General features: G+C 61.6%; 19 protein-coding genes and 1 pseudogene. 10 read left to right on the top strand and 10 right to left on the bottom strand.

Features of this window, described 5'->3' with window-relative positions:
• The first annotated feature begins 31 nt into the window (after nt 1-31).
• A complete protein-coding gene (gene amn, locus C4J93_RS23245; RefSeq protein WP_164484569.1) occupies nt 32-1,504 on the top strand; it encodes an AMP nucleosidase in 1,473 nt (490 codons plus the stop codon).
• Nucleotides 1,505-1,644: 140 nt separating this feature from the next.
• A complete protein-coding gene (locus C4J93_RS23240; RefSeq protein ID WP_164485301.1) occupies nt 1,645-2,211 on the top strand; it encodes a pseudouridine synthase in 567 nt (188 codons plus the stop codon).
• Here the strand turns inward: C4J93_RS23240 and C4J93_RS23235 are convergent.
• Nucleotides 2,206-2,415, bottom strand: a complete 210-nt coding sequence (locus tag C4J93_RS23235; protein ID WP_025999909.1) for a DUF2788 domain-containing protein — start codon at nt 2,413-2,415, stop codon at nt 2,206-2,208. The two genes, C4J93_RS23240 and C4J93_RS23235, sit on opposite strands and share 6 nt — an antisense overlap.
• A gap of 197 nt (nt 2,416-2,612) precedes the next feature.
• Nucleotides 2,613-3,092, bottom strand: a complete 480-nt coding sequence (locus C4J93_RS23230) for an Lrp/AsnC family transcriptional regulator (RefSeq protein WP_003194418.1) — start codon at nt 3,090-3,092, stop codon at nt 2,613-2,615.
• A 417-nt stretch (nt 3,093-3,509) separates the two neighbouring features.
• Here C4J93_RS23230 and C4J93_RS23225 point away from each other — a divergent pair.
• Nucleotides 3,510-4,531 (top strand): annotated as a pseudogene (locus C4J93_RS23225) (DUF6515 family protein).
• Here C4J93_RS23225 and C4J93_RS23220 read toward each other — a convergent pair.
• Both C4J93_RS23220 and C4J93_RS23215 read right to left on the bottom strand, forming a co-directional pair.
• Complete coding sequence (locus C4J93_RS23220; protein ID WP_124364531.1) at nt 4,528-5,421, bottom strand: cation diffusion facilitator family transporter; 894 nt, start codon at nt 5,419-5,421, stop codon at nt 4,528-4,530. The pseudogene C4J93_RS23225 and the gene C4J93_RS23220 overlap by 4 nt on opposite strands.
• Nucleotides 5,422-5,431: 10 nt before the next feature.
• Nucleotides 5,432-5,851 (bottom strand): polyribonucleotide nucleotidyltransferase, encoded by a 420-nt coding sequence (locus C4J93_RS23215; protein ID WP_124368458.1) that lies wholly within the window; start codon nt 5,849-5,851, stop codon nt 5,432-5,434.
• A 245-nt stretch (nt 5,852-6,096) separates the two neighbouring features.
• Here C4J93_RS23215 and hrpB point away from each other — a divergent pair, with 245 nt between their 5' ends.
• The gene (gene hrpB, locus C4J93_RS23205; RefSeq protein ID WP_124371955.1) at nt 6,097-8,607 is read left to right on the top strand and encodes an ATP-dependent helicase HrpB; all 2,511 of its coding nucleotides are present in this window, start codon (nt 6,097-6,099) and stop codon (nt 8,605-8,607) included.
• Nucleotides 8,608-8,688: 81 nt separating this feature from the next.
• On the opposite strand, the gene C4J93_RS27520 is transcribed toward hrpB, so the two are convergent.
• The 3 genes from C4J93_RS27520 to C4J93_RS23195 all read right to left on the bottom strand — a co-directional run bounded on the left by C4J93_RS27520 (nt 8,689) and on the right by C4J93_RS23195 (nt 10,324).
• Nucleotides 8,689-8,976 carry a hypothetical protein gene (locus C4J93_RS27520; protein ID WP_256660108.1) on the bottom strand — a complete coding sequence of 96 codons (288 nt, stop codon included), beginning with the start codon at nt 8,974-8,976 and terminating at the stop codon, nt 8,689-8,691.
• A complete protein-coding gene (locus C4J93_RS27515) occupies nt 8,976-9,257 on the bottom strand; it encodes a hypothetical protein (RefSeq protein WP_256660107.1) in 282 nt (93 codons plus the stop codon). Before C4J93_RS27515 ends, C4J93_RS27520 begins: the two co-directional genes overlap by 1 nt.
• A 164-nt stretch (nt 9,258-9,421) precedes the next feature.
• Nucleotides 9,422-10,324: a GntR family transcriptional regulator gene (locus C4J93_RS23195; RefSeq protein WP_124430573.1), complete on the bottom strand. Its 903-nt coding sequence runs from the start codon at nt 10,322-10,324 to the stop codon at nt 9,422-9,424.
• A gap of 189 nt (nt 10,325-10,513) precedes the next feature.
• On the opposite strand from C4J93_RS23195, the gene C4J93_RS23190 reads away from it, so the two are divergent.
• Complete coding sequence (locus C4J93_RS23190; RefSeq protein WP_124371953.1) at nt 10,514-11,266, top strand: hydroxypyruvate isomerase family protein; 753 nt, start codon at nt 10,514-10,516, stop codon at nt 11,264-11,266.
• A gap of 18 nt (nt 11,267-11,284) precedes the next feature.
• Here C4J93_RS23190 and C4J93_RS23185 read toward each other — a convergent pair whose 3' ends face one another.
• Nucleotides 11,285-12,373 carry an endonuclease/exonuclease/phosphatase family protein gene (locus tag C4J93_RS23185; RefSeq protein WP_124430572.1) on the bottom strand — a complete coding sequence of 363 codons (1,089 nt, stop codon included), beginning with the start codon at nt 12,371-12,373 and terminating at the stop codon, nt 11,285-11,287.
• A gap of 41 nt (nt 12,374-12,414) precedes the next feature.
• Nucleotides 12,415-13,074, bottom strand: a complete 660-nt coding sequence (locus C4J93_RS23180; RefSeq protein WP_124364524.1) for a YciC family protein — start codon at nt 13,072-13,074, stop codon at nt 12,415-12,417.
• 180 nt (nt 13,075-13,254) lie between these two features.
• Between C4J93_RS23180 and C4J93_RS23175 the strand changes: the two genes are divergently transcribed.
• The 3 genes from C4J93_RS23175 to C4J93_RS23165 all read left to right on the top strand — a co-directional run bounded on the left by C4J93_RS23175 (nt 13,255) and on the right by C4J93_RS23165 (nt 15,235).
• Entirely contained in the window at nt 13,255-13,986 is a 732-nt protein-coding gene (locus C4J93_RS23175; protein ID WP_124408249.1) for a DUF2076 domain-containing protein, read from the top strand.
• Between the two features lie 118 nt (nt 13,987-14,104).
• Nucleotides 14,105-14,581 (top strand): NYN domain-containing protein, encoded by a 477-nt coding sequence (locus tag C4J93_RS23170; protein WP_124364522.1) that lies wholly within the window; start codon nt 14,105-14,107, stop codon nt 14,579-14,581.
• A 42-nt stretch (nt 14,582-14,623) separates the two neighbouring features.
• Nucleotides 14,624-15,235 carry a PolC-type DNA polymerase III gene (locus C4J93_RS23165; RefSeq protein ID WP_124430571.1) on the top strand — a complete coding sequence of 204 codons (612 nt, stop codon included), beginning with the start codon at nt 14,624-14,626 and terminating at the stop codon, nt 15,233-15,235.
• Nucleotides 15,236-15,358: 123 nt separating this feature from the next.
• Here C4J93_RS23165 and C4J93_RS23160 read toward each other — a convergent pair whose 3' ends face one another.
• Nucleotides 15,359-15,667: a DUF3077 domain-containing protein gene (locus C4J93_RS23160; RefSeq protein ID WP_124371949.1), complete on the bottom strand. Its 309-nt coding sequence runs from the start codon at nt 15,665-15,667 to the stop codon at nt 15,359-15,361.
• Between the two features lie 505 nt (nt 15,668-16,172).
• Between C4J93_RS23160 and yedA the strand changes: the two genes are divergently transcribed.
• Nucleotides 16,173-17,069, top strand: coding sequence for a drug/metabolite exporter YedA (yedA, locus tag C4J93_RS23155; RefSeq protein ID WP_124430570.1), 897 nt, complete (start codon nt 16,173-16,175; stop codon nt 17,067-17,069).
• Between the two features lie 48 nt (nt 17,070-17,117).
• Nucleotides 17,118-18,452, top strand: a complete 1,335-nt coding sequence (locus C4J93_RS23150) for a DEAD/DEAH box helicase (protein WP_124430569.1) — start codon at nt 17,118-17,120, stop codon at nt 18,450-18,452.
• Nucleotides 18,453-18,553: the final 101 nt, after the last annotated feature.

Below are 18,553 nucleotides of genomic sequence, written 5' to 3'. Positions count from 1 at the left end.
AAGATAAAGGCCTGCAAGTCCAGAACACAGGATGCTTACCGTGACCGAAGCTTTTGTTGTCGTTCAAACCGCTGAAGAGGCCGTGGATCGGCTGGCGGCCCTGCATGAGCGTGCGACTGGCGCGCTCAACCAAGCCCTCAAGCAATACCTCAAGGACCGCGTCGAACCCGACGCCGCACAACGTGCGCTGTTTCGCTATCCGGAGCTGCGCCTGACTTACCACTGCCACGGCGAAGTCCCACAGACCACCCGGGCGTATGCCAAGGTGCAGCTGCCGGGAACCTACAGCGTCACCGTCACCCATCCGGCGGCCTTCCGTAAGTACCTGCTGGAGCAGCTGGTGCCACTGATGCACGACTTCACCGTGACGGTGGAAGTGGGCGTCAGCCAGCAGAACATTCCGTACCCGTACGTGGTGGAGCAGGGCGATGAGCTGGCCGGTTCCGGCGTGACCGCCGCGACCCTGGCCCGCGTGTTCCCCAGCACCGACTTGTCCGCCGCCACCGATGGCATCGCCGACGGCCTCTATGACTGGGAAAACACCGACCCGCTGCCCCTGGCCCTGTTCGACGCGGCCCGTGTGGACTTTTCCCTGCGCCGCCTGGTGCACTACACCGGCAGCGACTGGCGCCATGTGCAGCCGTGGATTCTGCTGACCAACTACCATCGCTACGTTGACCAGTTCATCGTGCATGGCCTGGAGCAACTGCGCAGCGACCCGCGTTTTATCCGTATGGTGCTGCCGGGCAACGTGGTGATCGACAAGAGCATGGACCACGGCGAAGCGTCGGCGATTGCCGCAGGCGTGGTGTGGCACCGCTACCAGATGCCGGCCTATCACCTGCAGGCCACTGACGGCCACGGCGTGACCCTGGTGAATATCGGCGTGGGCCCGTCCAACGCCAAGAACATCACCGACCACCTGGCCGTGCTGCGCCCGCATTGCTGGCTGATGATCGGGCACTGCGGCGGCCTGCGCCAATCCCAGACCATCGGCGACTATGTATTGGCCCACGCCTATATGCGTCGCGACGGGATTCTCGACCGTGTGGTCCCGCCGAACATCCCGATCCCGGCCCTGGCCGAGGTGCAGCTGGCGCTTCAGCAAGCGGCGGCCAACGTCACCGGCGAAAAAGGCGAAGAGCTGAAAAAACGCCTGCGCACCGGCACCGTGTTGACCTACGACGACCGCAACTGGGAGCTGCGCTGGGCCCAGGAGCGACCGCTGATCAACCTGTCTCGCGCGGTGGCGGTGGACATGGAAAGCGGCACCATTGCCGCCCAGGGTTACCGTTTGCGTGTGCCGTACGGCACGTTGTTGTGTGTGTCGGACAAACCGCTGCACAGTGAGATCAAATTGCCGGGTTCGGCCAACGCGTTCTATGAGCGGGCCGTAAGCCAGCACTTGAAGATCGGCATCGAAGCTGTCGACCTGCTGCGCACCGAACTCAATGCGCTGCACTCGCGCAAACTGCGCAGTTTCGACGAGCCGCCGTTCCGCTAAGCGGTGGGGATGGTCATTTAGCGGTCAGGCCACTAGCATTGTCGGTCCTGACCGTTAGATGTTCCTTCGCCATGTCCCGTCCTACCCGTCCCGATTCGCGCCGCCCTGGTGTGAAACCCCCGCATGCGGGCTCGCGCCGTATCGCCAAGGCGCCGCCGGCCGAGCCGAAGTTGATCCTGTTCAACAAGCCGTTCGATGTGCTGACCCAGTTCAGTGACGAAGGCGGGCGCGCGACCCTCAAGGACTTTATCGATATTCCCGGCATCTACCCGGCAGGCCGCCTGGACCGTGACAGCGAAGGCCTGTTGCTGCTGACCAACGACGGCCAGCTACAAGCGCGCATTGCCGACCCCCGGCACAAGCTGGCGAAAACCTACTGGGTGCAGGTCGAAGGCGAACCCACCGAAGCACAGCTGCAATGTCTGCGCGACGGCGTGGAGCTTAATGACGGCATGACCCTGCCCGCCGAGGCCCGCCGGTTGGAGGAGCCTGATCTATGGCCACGCAACCCGCCCGTGCGCTTTCGCAAAAGCGTACCCACCCATTGGCTGGAGCTGGTGATTCGTGAAGGGCGTAACCGCCAGGTACGGCGCATGACCGCCGCGGTGGGCTTGCCAACGTTGCGCCTGGTGCGTGTGCGCATTGGCGACTGGTCTATCGAAGGCCTCGATCAGGGCCAGTGGAAGGCGGTACCGCCACGTTTATAAGGCACCGGACTCGATCAGGCCGATCACTACGCTCTTGATGATGAACGCGGCCACGCCCAGGCCCAGCACGAAAAACAGAATGAACGAGCCAAAGCGCCCGGCCTTGGATTTTTTCGCCAGGTCCCAGACGATAAAGCCCATGAAGATAATCAGGATCGTGACCAGACCGGTCATCATCCATTCTTCGAACAGGGCGGGGTCGATGTTGTTCATGGGGCTTCCTACTAAGGCAGGCGGCAAGTATAAGGCAGCATCACAGGCACAACATTGACCTGGATCGAAGTGCAATCAAACTGTGGGAGGGGGCTTGCTCCCGATAGCAGAGTGTCAGTCAGTATATTTATCAACTGATCCACCGCTATCGGGAGCAAGCCCCCTCCCACATTTGGATCTCAGTGTTCTCAGGTGCGCAGGTGGGTCAGGGGCAGTTCGGTGCTATTCAAGACTTGGTTCAGCACAAAGCTGGAACGCACACTGGTCACGCCTTCAATCCGGGTCAGATGCCCCAGCAGCAGTTTCTGATAGTGATCCATATCCGGCACCACCACTTTCAGCTGATAGTCGGCGTCCATCCCGGTCACCAGGCTGCATTCCAGCACTTGGGGCAAGGTGCGGATGGCCGCTTCGAAATTTTCGAAACGTTCCGGGGTATGCCGGTCCATGCCGATCAACACGTAGGCGGTCAGGCTCAGGCCGAGCATCTTGCGATCGAGCAACGCGACCTGACGGGCGATGTAGCCGTCGTCTTCCAATTGCTTGACCCGGCGCGAGCAGGGCGAAGGCGACAGGCCGATGCGCTCGGCCAACTCCTGGTTGGAGATCCGTGCGTCACGCTGCAATTCCGCCAAAATACTCAGGTCGTATCGGTCAAGCTTGCTCATTGGGTTGGCCTTTGTCGTAACTATTGCGGTGAATTATCCATGAAGGGTTAAAAATTGCGCAAGCACTGTTTATTGACGCAATCTTCGCAATCATCCACCGGGCACGCGCCTGTATCTTTATCAACAGAATCACCGCCTGGACAACAGTCCACTCACAGCGAGCCCAATCAGGCCCGCTGCGGCCGCCACCCGAGCAGGGTTGAGCCGGCCTCCAGGCTGCACACTGTCCACAAGACGGCGTGAGGTGAGCCAACGTCAAAAGCGTTGAGCCAGGACGAAATTCTCAAGGGGTGGCCGACGGGTCACCCCTTTTCTTTGCGTTCAAGAAAATAGTTCTCGTGACTGATAACCTGTCTCAGAACCGGCCGAGGCTTTTCCAGTCTCATGATCGAGCCCTAATCCGCAGTGAGGAAAAGCATGAAGCGCATCTGGCGTATGGCAGGTGTTGGTTTGCTGGTGGCCAGCGTTGGCGCCCAGGCGGTGGCCGACGAACGCGATAACTCACCGGGCCAGGGGCAGCGCCCACAGGGCGGCGGCGGTCAGCATGAGCGCGGGCCGGAAGGCGGCGGGCGCCCGGAGAACAACCAGCCACGCCCGCAGAATCCGCATATTGATCGCGGCGGCCAGAATGGCGGCGGTCAATGGCAGGGGCGCCCGCAGGCGAATGAACAGGGGCGGCCGCAACCGCAGCCGCAGCCACAGCCGTCGAACAACCTGCCGATCCAGGGGCGGCCCGATACCGTGCGCCAGACCCAGGAGCCGCGCCAGGGCTATTACCGCGATATCCCACGGCGTAACGACGACAACCGACATTGGGAGGCGGGCGGTCCAGGTTCGCGGCCTGGAGACCATAGCCGTCCCGGCGACAACCGCTGGCCGGGACGTCCCGATGGGCACGGCAACGGTTGGGGGCGGGCCCGCAATATCGTCCAGGCTATATCGTCGACCGGTTCCCCGACCGCAATTACCGCGTGCCGTACCGTGGCCAGGACTACTTCTACTCCGGCGGCTACTGGTATCGCCCGCAAGGCCCGCGCTATGTGGTGGTGAGGCCACCGTATGGCATCCGGGTGCAGTATCTGCCGGACTACGCGCGTGAAGTGTGGGTGGGCGGTTCGCTATTGTTCCTGGCGGCCGGTGCCTATTACACCTACGAAAGCAGCACTCAACAGTATGTGGTGGTGCAACCGCCGACGGCCGTGCCTGCACCGCAACCGGCGCCTCAGGGCAACGGTTACGACGTGGTGGCGTACCCCGCCAACGGCCAGTCACCGGCCCAGGTGCAACAGGACGGTTATGACTGCTATCGCTGGGCCGTGCAGCAGAGTGGTTTCGATCCCCGGACCGCCACCTACGCCCCTGACCCGGCGGTGGTGCAAACCTACCGTCAGGCCCAGGGCAACTGCCTGAGCAGTCGCGGCTATCAGGTCCAGTATTAAGCGCTGGCGCCGGTGACCACTTCTTGCGGGTCGGCGTGCACCAGCACCTCGGCCTTCGGGTAGGCCTGATGAATGGCATCGGCGGCTTGGTCGCTGATGCCGTGGGCCACCGACAGCGTCAGTTCTCCCGGCAACTCCAGGTGCAACTGCACGAACCAGTGGTTGCCGGAAACCCGCGTGCGCAAGTCATGGGCGCCCAGCACGCCCGGTACGCTGCGGGCCAGGTCGAGCATGTGCTGGCTGATATCCGCCGGCAGTTCTTCGTCCATCAATACGGCAAAGCTTTCCCGGGCGATCTGGATGGCGCTCCACAATATGTAGGCGGCGATACCCAGGCCGAACCAGGCGTCCACCTGATGGAAGCCAAACCCCGCGAGCACCAGCGCCACCAGGATGCTGCCGTTGAGCATCAGGTCGGAGCGGTAATGCAACGAATCGGCGCGCACCGCGTTGGAGCCGGTTTCGCGGATCACCCGGTGTTGCAACATCAACAACGCCACGGTCAGCGCCAGTGAAAACACGATTACGCCGATGCTCAGCCAGGGTGCGCCTACGGGCTCCGGGTGTTGCAAGCGTTGATAGGCCTGGAAGGCGATCAACGCTGCACTGCCGCCGATAAACAGCGCCTGGGCCATGCCCGACAGCGACTCCGCCTTGCCGTGACCGTAACGATGATCGTCATCGGCGGGGCGCAGGGCGTAGTGCACCGCCAGCAGATTGAGCAGCGAGGTCACGCCGTCGAGCAGCGAGTCGGTCAACCCGGCGAGCATGGCCACCGAGCCACTGAACCACCAGGCGATGGCCTTGGTGATGATCAACGCACTGGCCACGCCCACCGAGGCGCGGGTAGCCAGGCGCAGGAGCCTGGCGTGTTCGGGACTGCTGGTCATGGCGCTGTCCTTATGCAGCAGGCTGCAGGCCCAGGGACGCCAGTTGTTGCACGCTGCCCTTGAATTGGATCAGGCGTGGATCGTCCAGCGGCAGGGTGTGCCCGGTTTCCTTCTGGATGATGCCTTGCAGCTTGGCGTTGTCGACCGTGCCGTCGGCGCCGATGGCTTCGTGCAGTTTTTCCGGCGCGACCTGGGCGGTCTTGCCCGGTTCGAAGTAGATCGCCCCCGTGGCGAAGTCGACGCCGAACGCGATCAGGCCGGGGATCACATAGAACAGCAAGCCGACCGCATCGAGCACGGCAATCGCCGGGTCGATCTTGCCGTCGATCTGGCCACGGCGATCCGGGTAGAAAATCGAACCGCAGGCGGTGAGTTGGCTCAGCAGGGTGACGGCCAAGACGCCGCCAATGACACGGGAAGCGATACGCATAAAACTCTCCTGAACACTATTGATAAATGACTATATCGCACTGCCTGATCGTTCCCACGCTCTGCGTGGGAATGCATGCCGTGACGCTTTGCGTCAACTTGCGCAGGTATTGGAACGCGGAGCGTTCCGGGCGGTATTCCCACGCAGAGCGTGGGAACGATCTCAGTATGGGAGCGATGTTATTCAGACCCGCGCAAGCATCCGGCAGTTCGCCGTTATACTCGCCGCTCTGCTTTGGAGCCAGTATGAATTCGCTGCCGATTGATGATGTTTTACCCGCCCTGCGTGACGCCTTGGCGATTCGCCATGAAGCCGTGCTGGAAGCGCCCCCCGGCGCCGGTAAAACCACCCGCGTGCCCCTGGCCTTGTTGAATGAGCCGTGGCTCGCCGGGCAAACCATCCTGATGCTCGAACCCCGGCGCCTCGCCGCGCGGGCCGCTGCCGAGCGCCTGGCCAGCGAGTTGGGCGAGAAGGTCGGTGAAACGGTCGGCTACCGCATTCGCCTCGACAGCAAGGTCGGCCCCACTACCCGCATAGAAGTGGTCACCGAAGGCATCCTCACCCGGCGCCTGCAGGACGACCCGGCGCTGGACGGCGTGGGCCTGCTGATCTTTGACGAATTCCACGAGCGCAGCCTCGACGCCGACCTGGCGCTGGCCCTGAGCCTCAACGGCCGCGAGCTGTTTCGCGACGACCAACCGCTGAAAATCCTGCTGATGTCCGCCACCCTTGAAGGCGAGCGCCTGGCCGAGCTGCTGGATAATGCGCCGATCCTGCGCAGCGAAGGGCGCATGTTCCCGGTGCAGATGCGCTGGGGGCGGCCGTATCAGGCCGGGGAATTTATCGAGCCGCGCGTGGTGCAGACAATCCTTGAGGCCCTGCATGACGAGACCGGCAGCGTGCTGGTGTTTCTGCCGGGGCAGGCGGAGATTCGCCGGGTGCATCAACAACTGGCCGACGCCTTGGGGGATCACCCCACCGTTTTGCTGTGCCCGCTGCACGGCGAGCTCGACCTCAACGCCCAGCGCGCCGCCATCGACCCGGCGCCGGCCGATCAACGCAAAGTGGTACTGGCCACTAACATTGCCGAGACCAGCCTGACCATCAACGGCGTGCGCGTGGTCATCGACGCCGGGCTGGCGCGGGTGCCACGCTTCGACCCCGGCAGCGGCATGACGCGCCTCGACACCCAGCGCATCTCCCGCGCCAGCGCCACCCAGCGTGCCGGCCGGGCAGGGCGGTTGGAACCGGGGGTGTGTTATCGCCTGTGGTCCGAGGACCAGCATGAAGGGCTGGCCGCCTATGGCAGCGCGGAAATTCTCGCCGCCGACCTCGCCGGCCTGGCCTTGCAACTGGCGCGCTGGGGCGTCACGCCCGCGCAGTTAGTGTGGCTGGACCGGCCACCGACCGCCGCCTACGCCCAGGCCCAGGATTTACTCGTGCGCCTCGGCGCCTTGAATGACGAAACACTCACCGCCCATGGCCAGAAAATGGCCGAGTTGCCGGCCCATCCGCGTATCGCCCACTTGCTGCTGCGCGGACAGAACCTGGGCCTCGCCGCGATGGCCTGTGATGTCGCGGCGTTGTTGGGTGAGCGCGATATCCTGCGCGGCGCCGGTGCCGACTTGCACAGCCGCCTGGCGCTGTTGTCCGGCGAAGAGCGCGCCCGTGGTACCCAGGGTGGTGTGCAACGGGCCAAGCAGTTGGCCCGCCAATATCGCGGCTATTTAAGAGGCAAGGCCAACCAACCGGTGGCCGATCCTGATCATCCGCGTTGGCTTGGCGCCTTGCTGGCGTTGGCTTACCCGGACCGCGTCGCCCAACAGCGTCGCCCCGGTGGCGCCGAATACCGTTTGGCCAATGGGCGCGCCGCACTGTTTGCCGAAGCCGACAGTTTGATGAAACACGCCTGGCTGGTGATCGCCGACCTGGGCAGCCGCCAGGGCCAGCGTGAAGAACGCATCTACCTGGCGACGGCCTTCGACCCGGCGCTGTTCGACACGGTGCTGGCCGAGCAAGTGCGCAACGTCGACCAGCTCGACTGGGACGAGCGCGAAGGCGTATTGCGCGCCGAACGCCAGCGCAAGGTCGGTGAGCTGGTCCTCAGTCGTGAAGCGCTCACCGGCCTCGACGAGGCCACACGCAGCCAGGCCCTGGTTGATCTGGTCCGGCGCAAGGGCCTGGAGCTGTTGCCCTGGACACCGGAGCTGCGCCAATGGCAGGCACGCGTCCTGCTGCTGCGCCAGCTCGATGCCGGCAAAACCAGCGAATGGCCCGACGTCAGCGACAGCGCTTTGCTCGCGGGCCTGGAACACTGGCTGATGCCCTACCTGGGCAAAGTCTCGCGCTTGAGCCATTTCGCCCACCTGGATATTTCCAGCTACCTGCACAACCTGCTGCCCTGGCCACTGCCCCAGCGCCTCGACGAACTGGCGCCGCAGCATGTGAAAGTGCCCTCAGGCTCATCAGTACGCCTGGACTACAGCGAACACCCGCCGATCCTGGCGGTACGCCTGCAGGAGCTGTTCGGGCTGGCGGATACGCCACGGATTGCCGGCGGGCGCCAGGTGGTGAAATTGCACCTGTTGTCGCCTGCGCGGCGGCCGGTGCAGGTGACGCAGGACCTGGCGAACTTCTGGCGCAGTACCTATGCCGAGGTGAAGAAGGATTTGAAGGGGCGATACCCCAAGCATTACTGGCCGGATGATCCGTTGGTGGCCGAAGCGACGGCGCGGATCAAACCTAGAAAGCCTTGAGTGTAAGTAACTCCCCAGTCTTTTTGATGACTGGGGTGTTTACCTGAAAGTGTGGAATCACAGCAGGGGGGCTTGAAGGACTTAAAGCTCTTCAGGCGTGCTATCAAATTCCTTATGCGCGTTTAGCAACGACTTGCTCGATAGGGCGTGGATGCCGCAGGTGTACTCGATAAAAGAATGCTCGGCGGTTTCAGACTGAGCAATATTGTAGTTCTCAAAGGGCTGCATGGCCCTGCGCACTGGGGACTGATCCAGGATATTTTTGAATGTGGTGCTTGCGTCATCAGCGATCCACAGCCTTCTTGTTTTTCTCTGCTGGTTGCCATCGATGAATTTATGCCGGGCATGCAGGACCCGCAGGTTATCCATTACCAGAATGTCCCATCGGTATGCGGGAAAAAATCGCTCGACAGTTCGCCGTGATAATCATCCTTGAAACGTTGCCAGTCCTTGTTGATTGGCTCTCCACCGCCCACCACACCATGTTTATCGGACTTGGTATGAAACTGAATCAGCCCGAACTTGCCGGCGGTCTCCCTAAAGGCTTCCAGAGAGTGGTCTTGAGGCTTGATGACGCAATATCCATGCTCTTTCAGAAACGTACCATCCCTGTGCGATTCGATACGGATCCGTGTCCGAGCGGCGCGCATGATTGCCTATTGTTGTAATGAAATACAATATGCGGTGAAAAAATTAACTGTTTGGTGATTTTTTGTATTCTGTTTTGAGAGGAAACAATTGTGTTAGGCTGCTTGGCCCGTTATTGGACGAGGTAATGGCGAAGCTACGGCACTGATGGGCAGTCAATGATGCTCTAGATTTGGCTATCTTCTGGCATGACGCGCTGATCAGTCTTGAGTCGGCCGACTTGATCCAGGTGGCGCCAGAGAAACTGTGCGGCTTCTTCACGCCGGTCAGACTCGATGAGGTCGAGCAAATGGATGTGTTCCTGGCATTGCGCCTTCAGACGCGTGCGATCGATGTTGGCCTTGTAGCCCATAAAGCGTCTGAGCTGATTCTGGTGGCGTATGGCGTCGATGAAAAACACATTGCCGGAACACTGCACGATTATTTCGTGAAACTGGGCGCCCACCTGGAACAGTTGCGCGCGGGACAAAGTCTGGATCTCGCCGTCGATCAGGGCTTGTTGCTGTTGCCTGGCCTGGGCAAACGCGGCGTGATTGATCTGATAACCGGGCTCAAGCAGCGCCGCCGGTTCGATGGCCATTCGGAAACGGTAGCTTTGAATGTGCGCCTGCGTGTTATGCACGAAGTCCTTGAGGCCCCACCCTTGGCCCGGCTTACGCTCCACCATGGCTTCGCTGGCCAGTCTGTTCAGCACCTTGAGCAACTGCCCCCGGGGCACCTCGTAACGCCGCAACAACTGCGCTTCGAAAAAGTGCGCAGGTATTTCCCCGCTCAGGATGTCGTCGACCACACGCAGGTAAAAGTCCTCGAAAGGATCGCTGGTGCAAGGGACTGCGGCTTCCAGAATCTGCCCGGCACCTTGTTTGAGGAAGTAGCCACGATTGGGCTCCTGAATGGCAAGGTCCCATTCGGCGAGCAAGGCAAACACCCGCCGGATAGGCGAGCGCGATACCCCGAGCGCTTGCGCAAATGTCTGCTCGCGCAAGGGCTCACCGGCTTTCATCGAACGGGCGCGAACCATGTCGATGACGCGTGGGGCCAACTGCAGGGCGAGGTCTTTCTTGATCACAGGTTTTATTCCGAATGGTTAGCTTCAGTCCGTTCCCGTCGGGGCAGATGCCCCCACCGCACTGGAGTGGGAAAATACCATACGAAGAGCATGAGTATTTGCACTGACCACTTTCGATAGCGTGGCGCTGGAGCCGCGAAGGAGGCTCCAGGCTGATGATTTGTTTATTCCCAGGATGGATATTTACCCATGCTCAAATTCAATGCTCACCTCGGTTTTCAATTTAACGAATTGCCTTTTCTGCAACGCATCGAAGCCGCTGCCGCTGCCGGTTTCAGTGCGGTGGAGTTCCCGTCACCCTATGAATTCGACGCAAGCCTGCTCGCCGACCACCTGGCCCAATACAACCTGCCGTTGATTCAGTTCGCGGCACCGGCTGGTGTTACCAAGGGCATCGCAGCCTTGCAGGGCAAGGAGCAGGAATTTCGCGATGGGCTGCGCGAGGCGGCCCGCTATGCGAAGGCGCTGAACTGCCCGGATGTGCACATCATGTCTGGCGTGACCACGCCCCAGGATGAGAGCGCGCCTGCCTATGCAAGTAACTTGGAGTACGCGGTCAAGTACCTCGAAGATCAGGGTTTGCGAACGCTGATTGAAGTGATCAGCCCGCAGGCGATGCCAGGCTATTACATGTCCGACTTCAGCAAGGCCCAACAGGTGCTGGAAACCTTTACGAGTGTCGGACTGATTCTGGATCTTTACCATGCTCAGCTGTTGACCGGCGACGCAGCCGGGGTGCTGGCGCAGTTTTACGACAGGACCGTCCATGTACAAATCGCCGACAACCCGGGGCGTCATGAGCCGGGCACCGGGACCATGGACTTTGCCGCCTTGTTCGCGGCGCTGGAGCAGCGTGGCTACCCAGGGTGGATTGGCTGTGAATACCGTCCATCCGGCACCACGGTTACCAGCCTTGAGTGGCTTAAGCCGCTGCGTGCCTAAGTGTTGAAAGGCTAGGGGTCATTGCGCGGCAGGCAGCAGGAACCGGCCGATCACCGGCAAATGGTTGGAAATACGCAACGTGTCTTCCTGCCTTACCTTGGCCGCCACCCGCTTGATCCGCGCGCTGTAAAACAGGTAATCCAGCGTACGATCAGGCCCGTCGAGGCTTGGGTCATTGGGGAAGTGCGTCAGCCATTTCTCTCGGTCGATCCCGCTGGATTCACTGTTGCTCGGGATCATCGGGTATTTGTCCCACAGCAGGTGCAGCTCACTGTCCGGCGAATACTGGCCGCGTTTTTGCGCATCCAGGCGCAGGAATTGGCCCAGCGGCAGCGCATTGAAATCCCCGCCAATCACCCAGGGCGTGCCACGGCCTTCCAGTTTGTCCAGCAGCTTTACGGTCGCCTGTACTTGCTCCTGCACGGCACTGCGTCCAGGCATGCCGCCGTCCAGCCGCGTGTTGAGCACCGCCAGTTGGCCACCGTCGCTCAGCGGCAGGTAAGTCAGCAGCAGGGCAGGCTTGGGCTGGAACTGGCGGCTGATGAAGTTGGCCTGCGGGGTTGGCAATTGCAGGCGCTCGGCGTGTTCGATCTGGTAGCGGCTCAGGGTCGCCAATTTGCGGCCGACGCTGCCGAAGATATGCAGGTTGGGCATAAAGTCAGCTTTCCAGTCGAAGGCCTGGGCGCTGCAGGGGTAGAGGTCCACCAGGCGCTCCTGTAACAGGGCCAGCTGGTCCTGATAATGGGACGGCTTGGCGCTTTCGTCGATTTCCTGCAACAGCAGGATGTCGGGCTGTTCGTCGCGGATCACCCGCGCCACTTCGTCAAGGCTGAAGGCCATATCTTCAACCGTGGGGCGCTCGTCCGGGCCGCTGCCGTCGGCGGTGTCGTACCAGAACACGTAGTTCTTGCCGGCCAGGTATTGCACGTTCCAGGTCATCACCTTGAGTGCCTGCCCCGGCAGCAGGGTCGGCGCACGCGGCGCGACGCAGCTGACGGGCAGGGTTTCCTTGGCAGCGGGGCGCCAGGTCAGGCTGTAGACCAGGGCCGTCAGCAGGCCCGCAATCAGCAGCAGGCTCAACAGGGTGATGCGCAATAAACGGGTCATCGGCTCGGCTTATGTGCGTTTCAGGATGGGCACGGAGCATATCACCGCACGTCGGCGTCGCCACCGATCAACATGAATAAACGGAACAGCACCACACTGGTGAACAGCTGCAGGAAACTGTGGGCGCTGTCCATCAACAGCCCCAGCAATGGCGCGGGTTCGGGATAGGCCGCCACGCTCGCGCCCTTGAGCAGCCACAGCGGGGTCATCACGCACAACAGGCACACCAGGATTCGCCAGAAGTGCCCACGCGTCAGGCGCAGGCTTTCCTTCATCGCTTCAAGCGCCGACATGCCGCGCAATACCAAAAGGTACTCGGCGAACGCCAGCACCACCATCAGCCACAGGCCCGGCAGGAAATACAGCGACAGCCCGAGCAGAATCAGCAGCGTGCTCATGGCGGTCAGCAGGGCGAAGCGCGGCCACATCGCCAGCGCCATGGCCCACACGTCCTTGGTGCGTGGCGACTCGCCACGGGTGCGCGCGTCGAGAAACAGGATCAGCGCGCCGGTGTACAACGGGTACACCAGCAGTCCCACTACCACGCTGTAACCGCTGAAGGCATCCGGGCCCAGCGTGTGGTCGAGCACTTGTTGCAGCAGGGCTTCGAGGATTACCAGCGGCAGGCACAGCTGGACGATGGCGCCCAGGTTGCGTTGGGTGAAGCGGAAGGAGTCGCGCAGCACGTCTAGCGGATTCATCAGAGTCATCACAGGCCGAAAAAGCAGAGGCACACTTTAACCGATAGCGGGCGTGGGCAAGCAAACGTAAACCTTGCGTAAAGACCATTGAAACAATTGGTAACAGCCCCATAACTAGGGCGTACCTTGCCTGACGCCAGGCGGGACCCTGATTTTTACCGGCAATCTAACGAGGTCGCCATGAACAGCGAAGAACAAACCCTGATCGACGGACTGTTTTCACGGTTGCAGCAAGCCGAAACGGACTCAGCCCCCCGCGACGCCCAGGCCGAAGCGCGGATCAAGGAACACATGACTCGCCAACCGGCCGCCGGCTACTACATGACCCAGTCGCTGCTGGTGCAGGAACACGCGCTGCAGAGCCTCGATGCGCAAAACAAGCAGCAGGCCCAGCAGATCCAGCAATTGCAGGAGGAGCTGCAGCGCGCCAAGTCCGCGCCAGCGGCCCCGGCGAGCAGCGGCGGGTTTCTCTCGAGCATCTTTGGCGGCGGCGGTTCGCGGGATGCACAGCCTGCGCCGAGCAACGCGGGCGGCGGCTGGCGTGAACCGGCGCGGCCAGCCTTCAACCAGCCGGCACCGCAACAGAATTATCAACAGCCGCAACCAGCGGCCGCCGCCGCGCCAGCGGGTAGCGGGTTCCTGGGTGGCGCGATGAAAACCGCCGCCGGCGTGGCCGGTGGTGTGTTGCTCGCCGAAGGCATCAGCAGCCTGTTCCACCACAACCAGCAGCCGCAGGTGGTGGAAGAGATCATCGAACAACCGGCGCCCGCCAGTGATCAAGGTGGTTGGGGCAACGATGATCAGAAATTCGCAGGCAATGACAGCTGGGGCAGCAACAACGCGGACAGCTTCGCCGACAGCGATTATTCCGACGATTCCTCCTCCTTTGGCGATGACGATTCCTTCGTCTGACACGCCCGGCCGGGGCGCTACGGCGCTCCGGTCTGATTTTTTCCCGGAAACCTTCCCTTGGCTGGCATACTGGCACCCTTTCCGGGCGCTGGCGCCTGGCTGTCATTGAGGAAGTGCGGTGAAGAAAATTGCAGTGTTCGCCGATGTGCAAAACCTCTATTACACCGTTCGCCAGGCCTATGGCTGCCACTTCAACTACGCGGCGCTGTGGGCGGATATCAGTGCCCATGGGCAGATCGTGGAGGCGTACGCCTACGCCATCGACCGTGGCGACAGCAAACAGCAGCAGTTCCAGCAGATCCTGCGCAACCTCGGCTTTACCGTGAAGCTCAAGCCTTACATCCAGCGCAGTGACGGCTCGGCCAAGGGCGACTGGGACGTGGGCATCACCATCGACATCATGGACGCCGCCGCGAACGTCGACGAAGTGGTGCTGGCCTCCGGCGATGGCGATTTCGACATGCTGCTCGACCGCATCATCCACAAGCATGGCGTGCAGGCCGTGGCCTACGGCGTGCCGGGGCTGACGGCCAACTCACTGATACGCGCCGCCAGCCGCTACGTGCCGATCGAAGGTGCGTTGCTGCTTAAATAAGCGCTGTGGCTCACTCAATTGTCAGACGGAGTTGGAACAGGTTTGGAACGTATAGCGGTCATCGACTTTGAAACCACCGGCATCACCCCGAGCAGCCACTGCCGGGCCACGGAAATTGGCGTGGTCATCCTTGAGCGCGGGCAAATCGTCGACCGCTACCAGAGCCTGATGAATGCCGGCGTACGCGTGCCGGGCTTTATTGAACAACTCACCGGCATCAGCAACGCCATGCTGCGCAGCGCACCGCCGGCCGAGCGGGTGATGAACGAGGTCAACGAGTTCGTCGGCACCACGCCATTGATGGCGCACAACGCCGCGTTCGACCAGAAGTTCTGGGACTTTGAGCTGAGCCTGATCCGCCGCACCCGCCTGCAGAAATTCGCCTGTTCTTTATTGCTGGCTCGTCGGTTGATGCCTTCGGCGCCGAATCACAAGCTCGGCACCCTCAACACCTACGCCCAACTGCCCCACACCGGCAAGGCTCACCGGGCGCTGGCGGATGCAGAAATGGCCGCCAACCTCACCGCGCACCTGGCCCAAGAACTGCGCCAGACCCATGGCCTGCGTGAGCTGTCACACGATTTGCTGTGCACCTTGCAGAAAGTCCCGGCGGTGAAGATCAATGAGCACCTGAAGAAACATCGCGGGTTCTAAAAACACTGCAGTTCCCAATGTGGGAGGGGGCTTGCTCCCGATAGCTGAGTGTCAGTCGCCAGATGTACTGGCTGACCCACTGCCATCGGGAGCAAGCCCCCTCCCACATTAGTTATGTGTTGTTCATCGAGGCTGTGTGCACGCTAACGCCTGGTCCACCACCCCCTTCGCCATCTCCACCAAATGCATCACCGCCCGCTGCGGCGCCTTCATCACCTCTCCCGAGGCATGTGCCGTCTCCACCGCGCAATGCAACAGATCCGCCGCATGGGCCAGGGCATCTTCGAAGCTCAGGTTGTCATTCAGGATAAAAGTGGGCGCATCCGGGGCGGACGCTTTGAGGTAGTAGTCGATGGCGCGACGGTGGAGCAGGGCGTCTTCGCTGAGGAAGTCGGCTTTGGACCTGGGTGGATCGGGGGTGACTTTGATCATGGTGAAACTTCTCCGTCAGGTAAGAAGCTGCACCCGTTCGCTTGCACACGAATTAGGGTGGCAGCAGTACGCAGGTGTGCAAGACCGAGACGGAGTCCGGTAGATCCGAAGATCTCCCGCGTACAGCTGCCATGACACTTAGCGCCTGAGATAAACCCAGGCGTAGAGAGTAAAGGCTATGCGTATTACCGTCGTCGGACTTGCACGTCCGGTCACCGAACATTCGATGACAGGGCGAGACTAGCTACCGAATCCGACGGAAACAAGGCCGTGGGATTCTCTCGGAAACGTCCCGCAAATGAAAGGGATGGGTCTTGCTGGCCACTGAAATACCGGTGTTTTCAGCTCGTTCCCACGCTCTGCGTGGGAATGCATCTTGCGACGCTCCGCGTTGCGATCAGCTCAACGACCAAGTGTACGGGCGGTTTAAACGGGTTTTGTAACTTATGTTTATCCCTCTGCCTTTCTAGAATAAGCCTCCCATCTCCTGCCATAGAGCCGCCCAATGCCTGGCCCACGTCGCTTTCCCTTACCGTTGATCGCCGCCTTTTTTGCGTTGTATGTGATCTGGGGTTCCACTTACCTGGTGATTCGCATCGGCGTTGAGTACTGGCCGCCGTTGTTGCTGGCGGGGATTCGGTTTTGCACGGCGGGCGCGTTGATGTATGGCTACCTCAGGTGGCGTGGCGCGCCCGCGCCGACGTGGGCGCAGTGGAAGGCTGCCGGGATGATCGGCATTCTGCTGCTCACCGTGGGCAATGGCGGCGTCAGCGTAGCGGAACATATGGGCGTGTCGTCCGGCGTGGCCGCGTTGGCGGTGGCGACGGTGCCGTTGTTTACCCTGTTGTTCGGTTTTTTCTGGGGCGCGCGTAATACGCGGCTGGAATGGGCCGGGGTGATTCTGGGGATTATCGGCATCGCCATGCTCAATATGGGCAGCACCCTGCAATCAAGCCCGATGGGCGCGGTGTTGCTGTTGATGGCGGCGGCTTCCTGGGCGTTCGGTTCGGTGTGGAGCCGTCACTTGCCACTGCCCCGGGGTGCGATGGCGAGTGCCGCTGAAATGCTGGTGGCTGGCGTGGCATTGTTGATCGTCAGCGGCGTGTCGGGTGAGCACTTGCAGGCGATGCCGCCATTGGAAGGCTGGCTGGCCCTGGCCTATTTGACGGTGTTCGGCTCGATCATTGCCTTCAACGCCTACATGTACCTGCTCAAGCATGTGCGCCCGGCGGCGGCCACCAGCTATGCGTATGTGAACCCCGCCGTGGCGGTGTTGCTGGGGATTGTGTTCGTGGGCGAGTCCATCGGCCTGGAAGAAGCCCTGGCGATGCTGGTGATCATCAGTGCCGTATTGCTGATCAGCCTGCCGCAGTGGCGCAAGCCGAAGGCGGAAATAAGGTAAACTGCCGCGCATTACGCCCTTGCGCTGAATTTTTCCTACGGTAAACACATGACTTTCGCCTCCCTTGGCCTGATCGAACCCTTGCTGCGCGCCCTTGAGACGCTTGGCTACCAGACCCCGACGCCGGTGCAGGCGCAAGCCATTCCGGCGGTGCTGGCCGGTCGTGACCTGATGGCTGCCGCCCAGACCGGCACCGGCAAGACCGCCGGCTTTGCCTTGCCGCTGCTGCAGCTGCTGACGATGGAAGGGCCGAACGTCTCCGCCAATTCGGCGCGTGCGCTGATCCTGTGCCCCACCCGTGAACTGGCCGAGCAGGTTCACGCCAGCGTTGCCGAGTACGCCCAACATCTGCCATTGACCACTTACGCGGTGTATGGCGGCGTGAGCATCAACCCGCAGATGATGAAGCTGCGCAAAGGTGTGGACATTCTGGTTGCCACGCCCGGTCGCCTGATCGACCTGTTCCGCCAGAACGCGCTGAAACTCAATCAGCTGCAAACCCTGGTGCTGGACGAAGCCGACCGCATGCTCGACCTGGGCTTCTCCGAAGAGCTTGCGAACATCTACCGCATGCTGCCGAAAAAGCGCCAGACCCTGCTGTTCTCCGCCACTTTCTCCGACGACATCCGCCTGCTGGCCAGCCAGATGCTCAATGACCCGCTGAGCATCGAAGTCAGCCCGCGCAACGTTGCCGCCAATACGGTGAAACAGTGGGTGGTGCCGGTAGATAAAAAGCGCAAGGCGGAGTTGTTCGTGCACCTGATGCGCAAGGGCCGCTGGAAGCAGGTGCTGGTGTTTGCCAAAACCCGCAACGGCGTGGATGCGCTGGTGGATAAGTTGCAGGGGCTGGGCATCAACGCCGACGGCATCCATGGCGACAAACCCCAGGCCACCCGCCAGCGTGCGCTGGACCGCTTCAAGGCCAGCGACGTGCAGATTCTGGTAGCCACCGACGTGGCGGCCCGAGGCCTGGACATCGAAGACTTGCCGCTGGTGGTCAATTTCGACCTGCCGATCGTCGCGGAAGACTACATCCACCGCATCGGCCGCACCGGTCGCGCGGGCAACACCGGCGAGGCGATTTCGCTGGTGTGTGCCGATGAAGTGAACATGCTCTCGGCGATCGAAATGCTGACCCGCCAGACCCTGACCCGCAAGATGGAACCGGACTTCGAGCCGGAACACCGCGTGCCGGATACCGATGCCAGTGGGCAGGTGGTGAAGAAGCCGAAAAAGCCGAAGAAGCCCAAGACGTCGGGTGGCGGTGGTAAGCGCAACCTGGGCAAATGGGTGGACAGCGGCGACGTGGCGCCGGCGGAGCCTTCGATCAAGCCGGTGCGCAAAGTGCCGGTTTTCAACACCGGGCCGCGTAAGAAGAAGTGATTTTGCGGTGTGGCTGATGGCCTCATCGGGGCAAGCCCCCTCCCACACTTGACTGTATTCACAAATCAAAATGTGGGAGGGGGCTTGCCCCGATGGCGGCT

The organism is Pseudomonas sp. R2-37-08W, assembly GCF_003851705.1.
Classification (GTDB): Bacteria; Pseudomonadota; Gammaproteobacteria; order Pseudomonadales; family Pseudomonadaceae; genus Aquipseudomonas.
The sequence above is the reverse complement of the archived record's forward strand: the minus strand, read 5'-3'. Positions and strand labels throughout refer to the sequence as shown.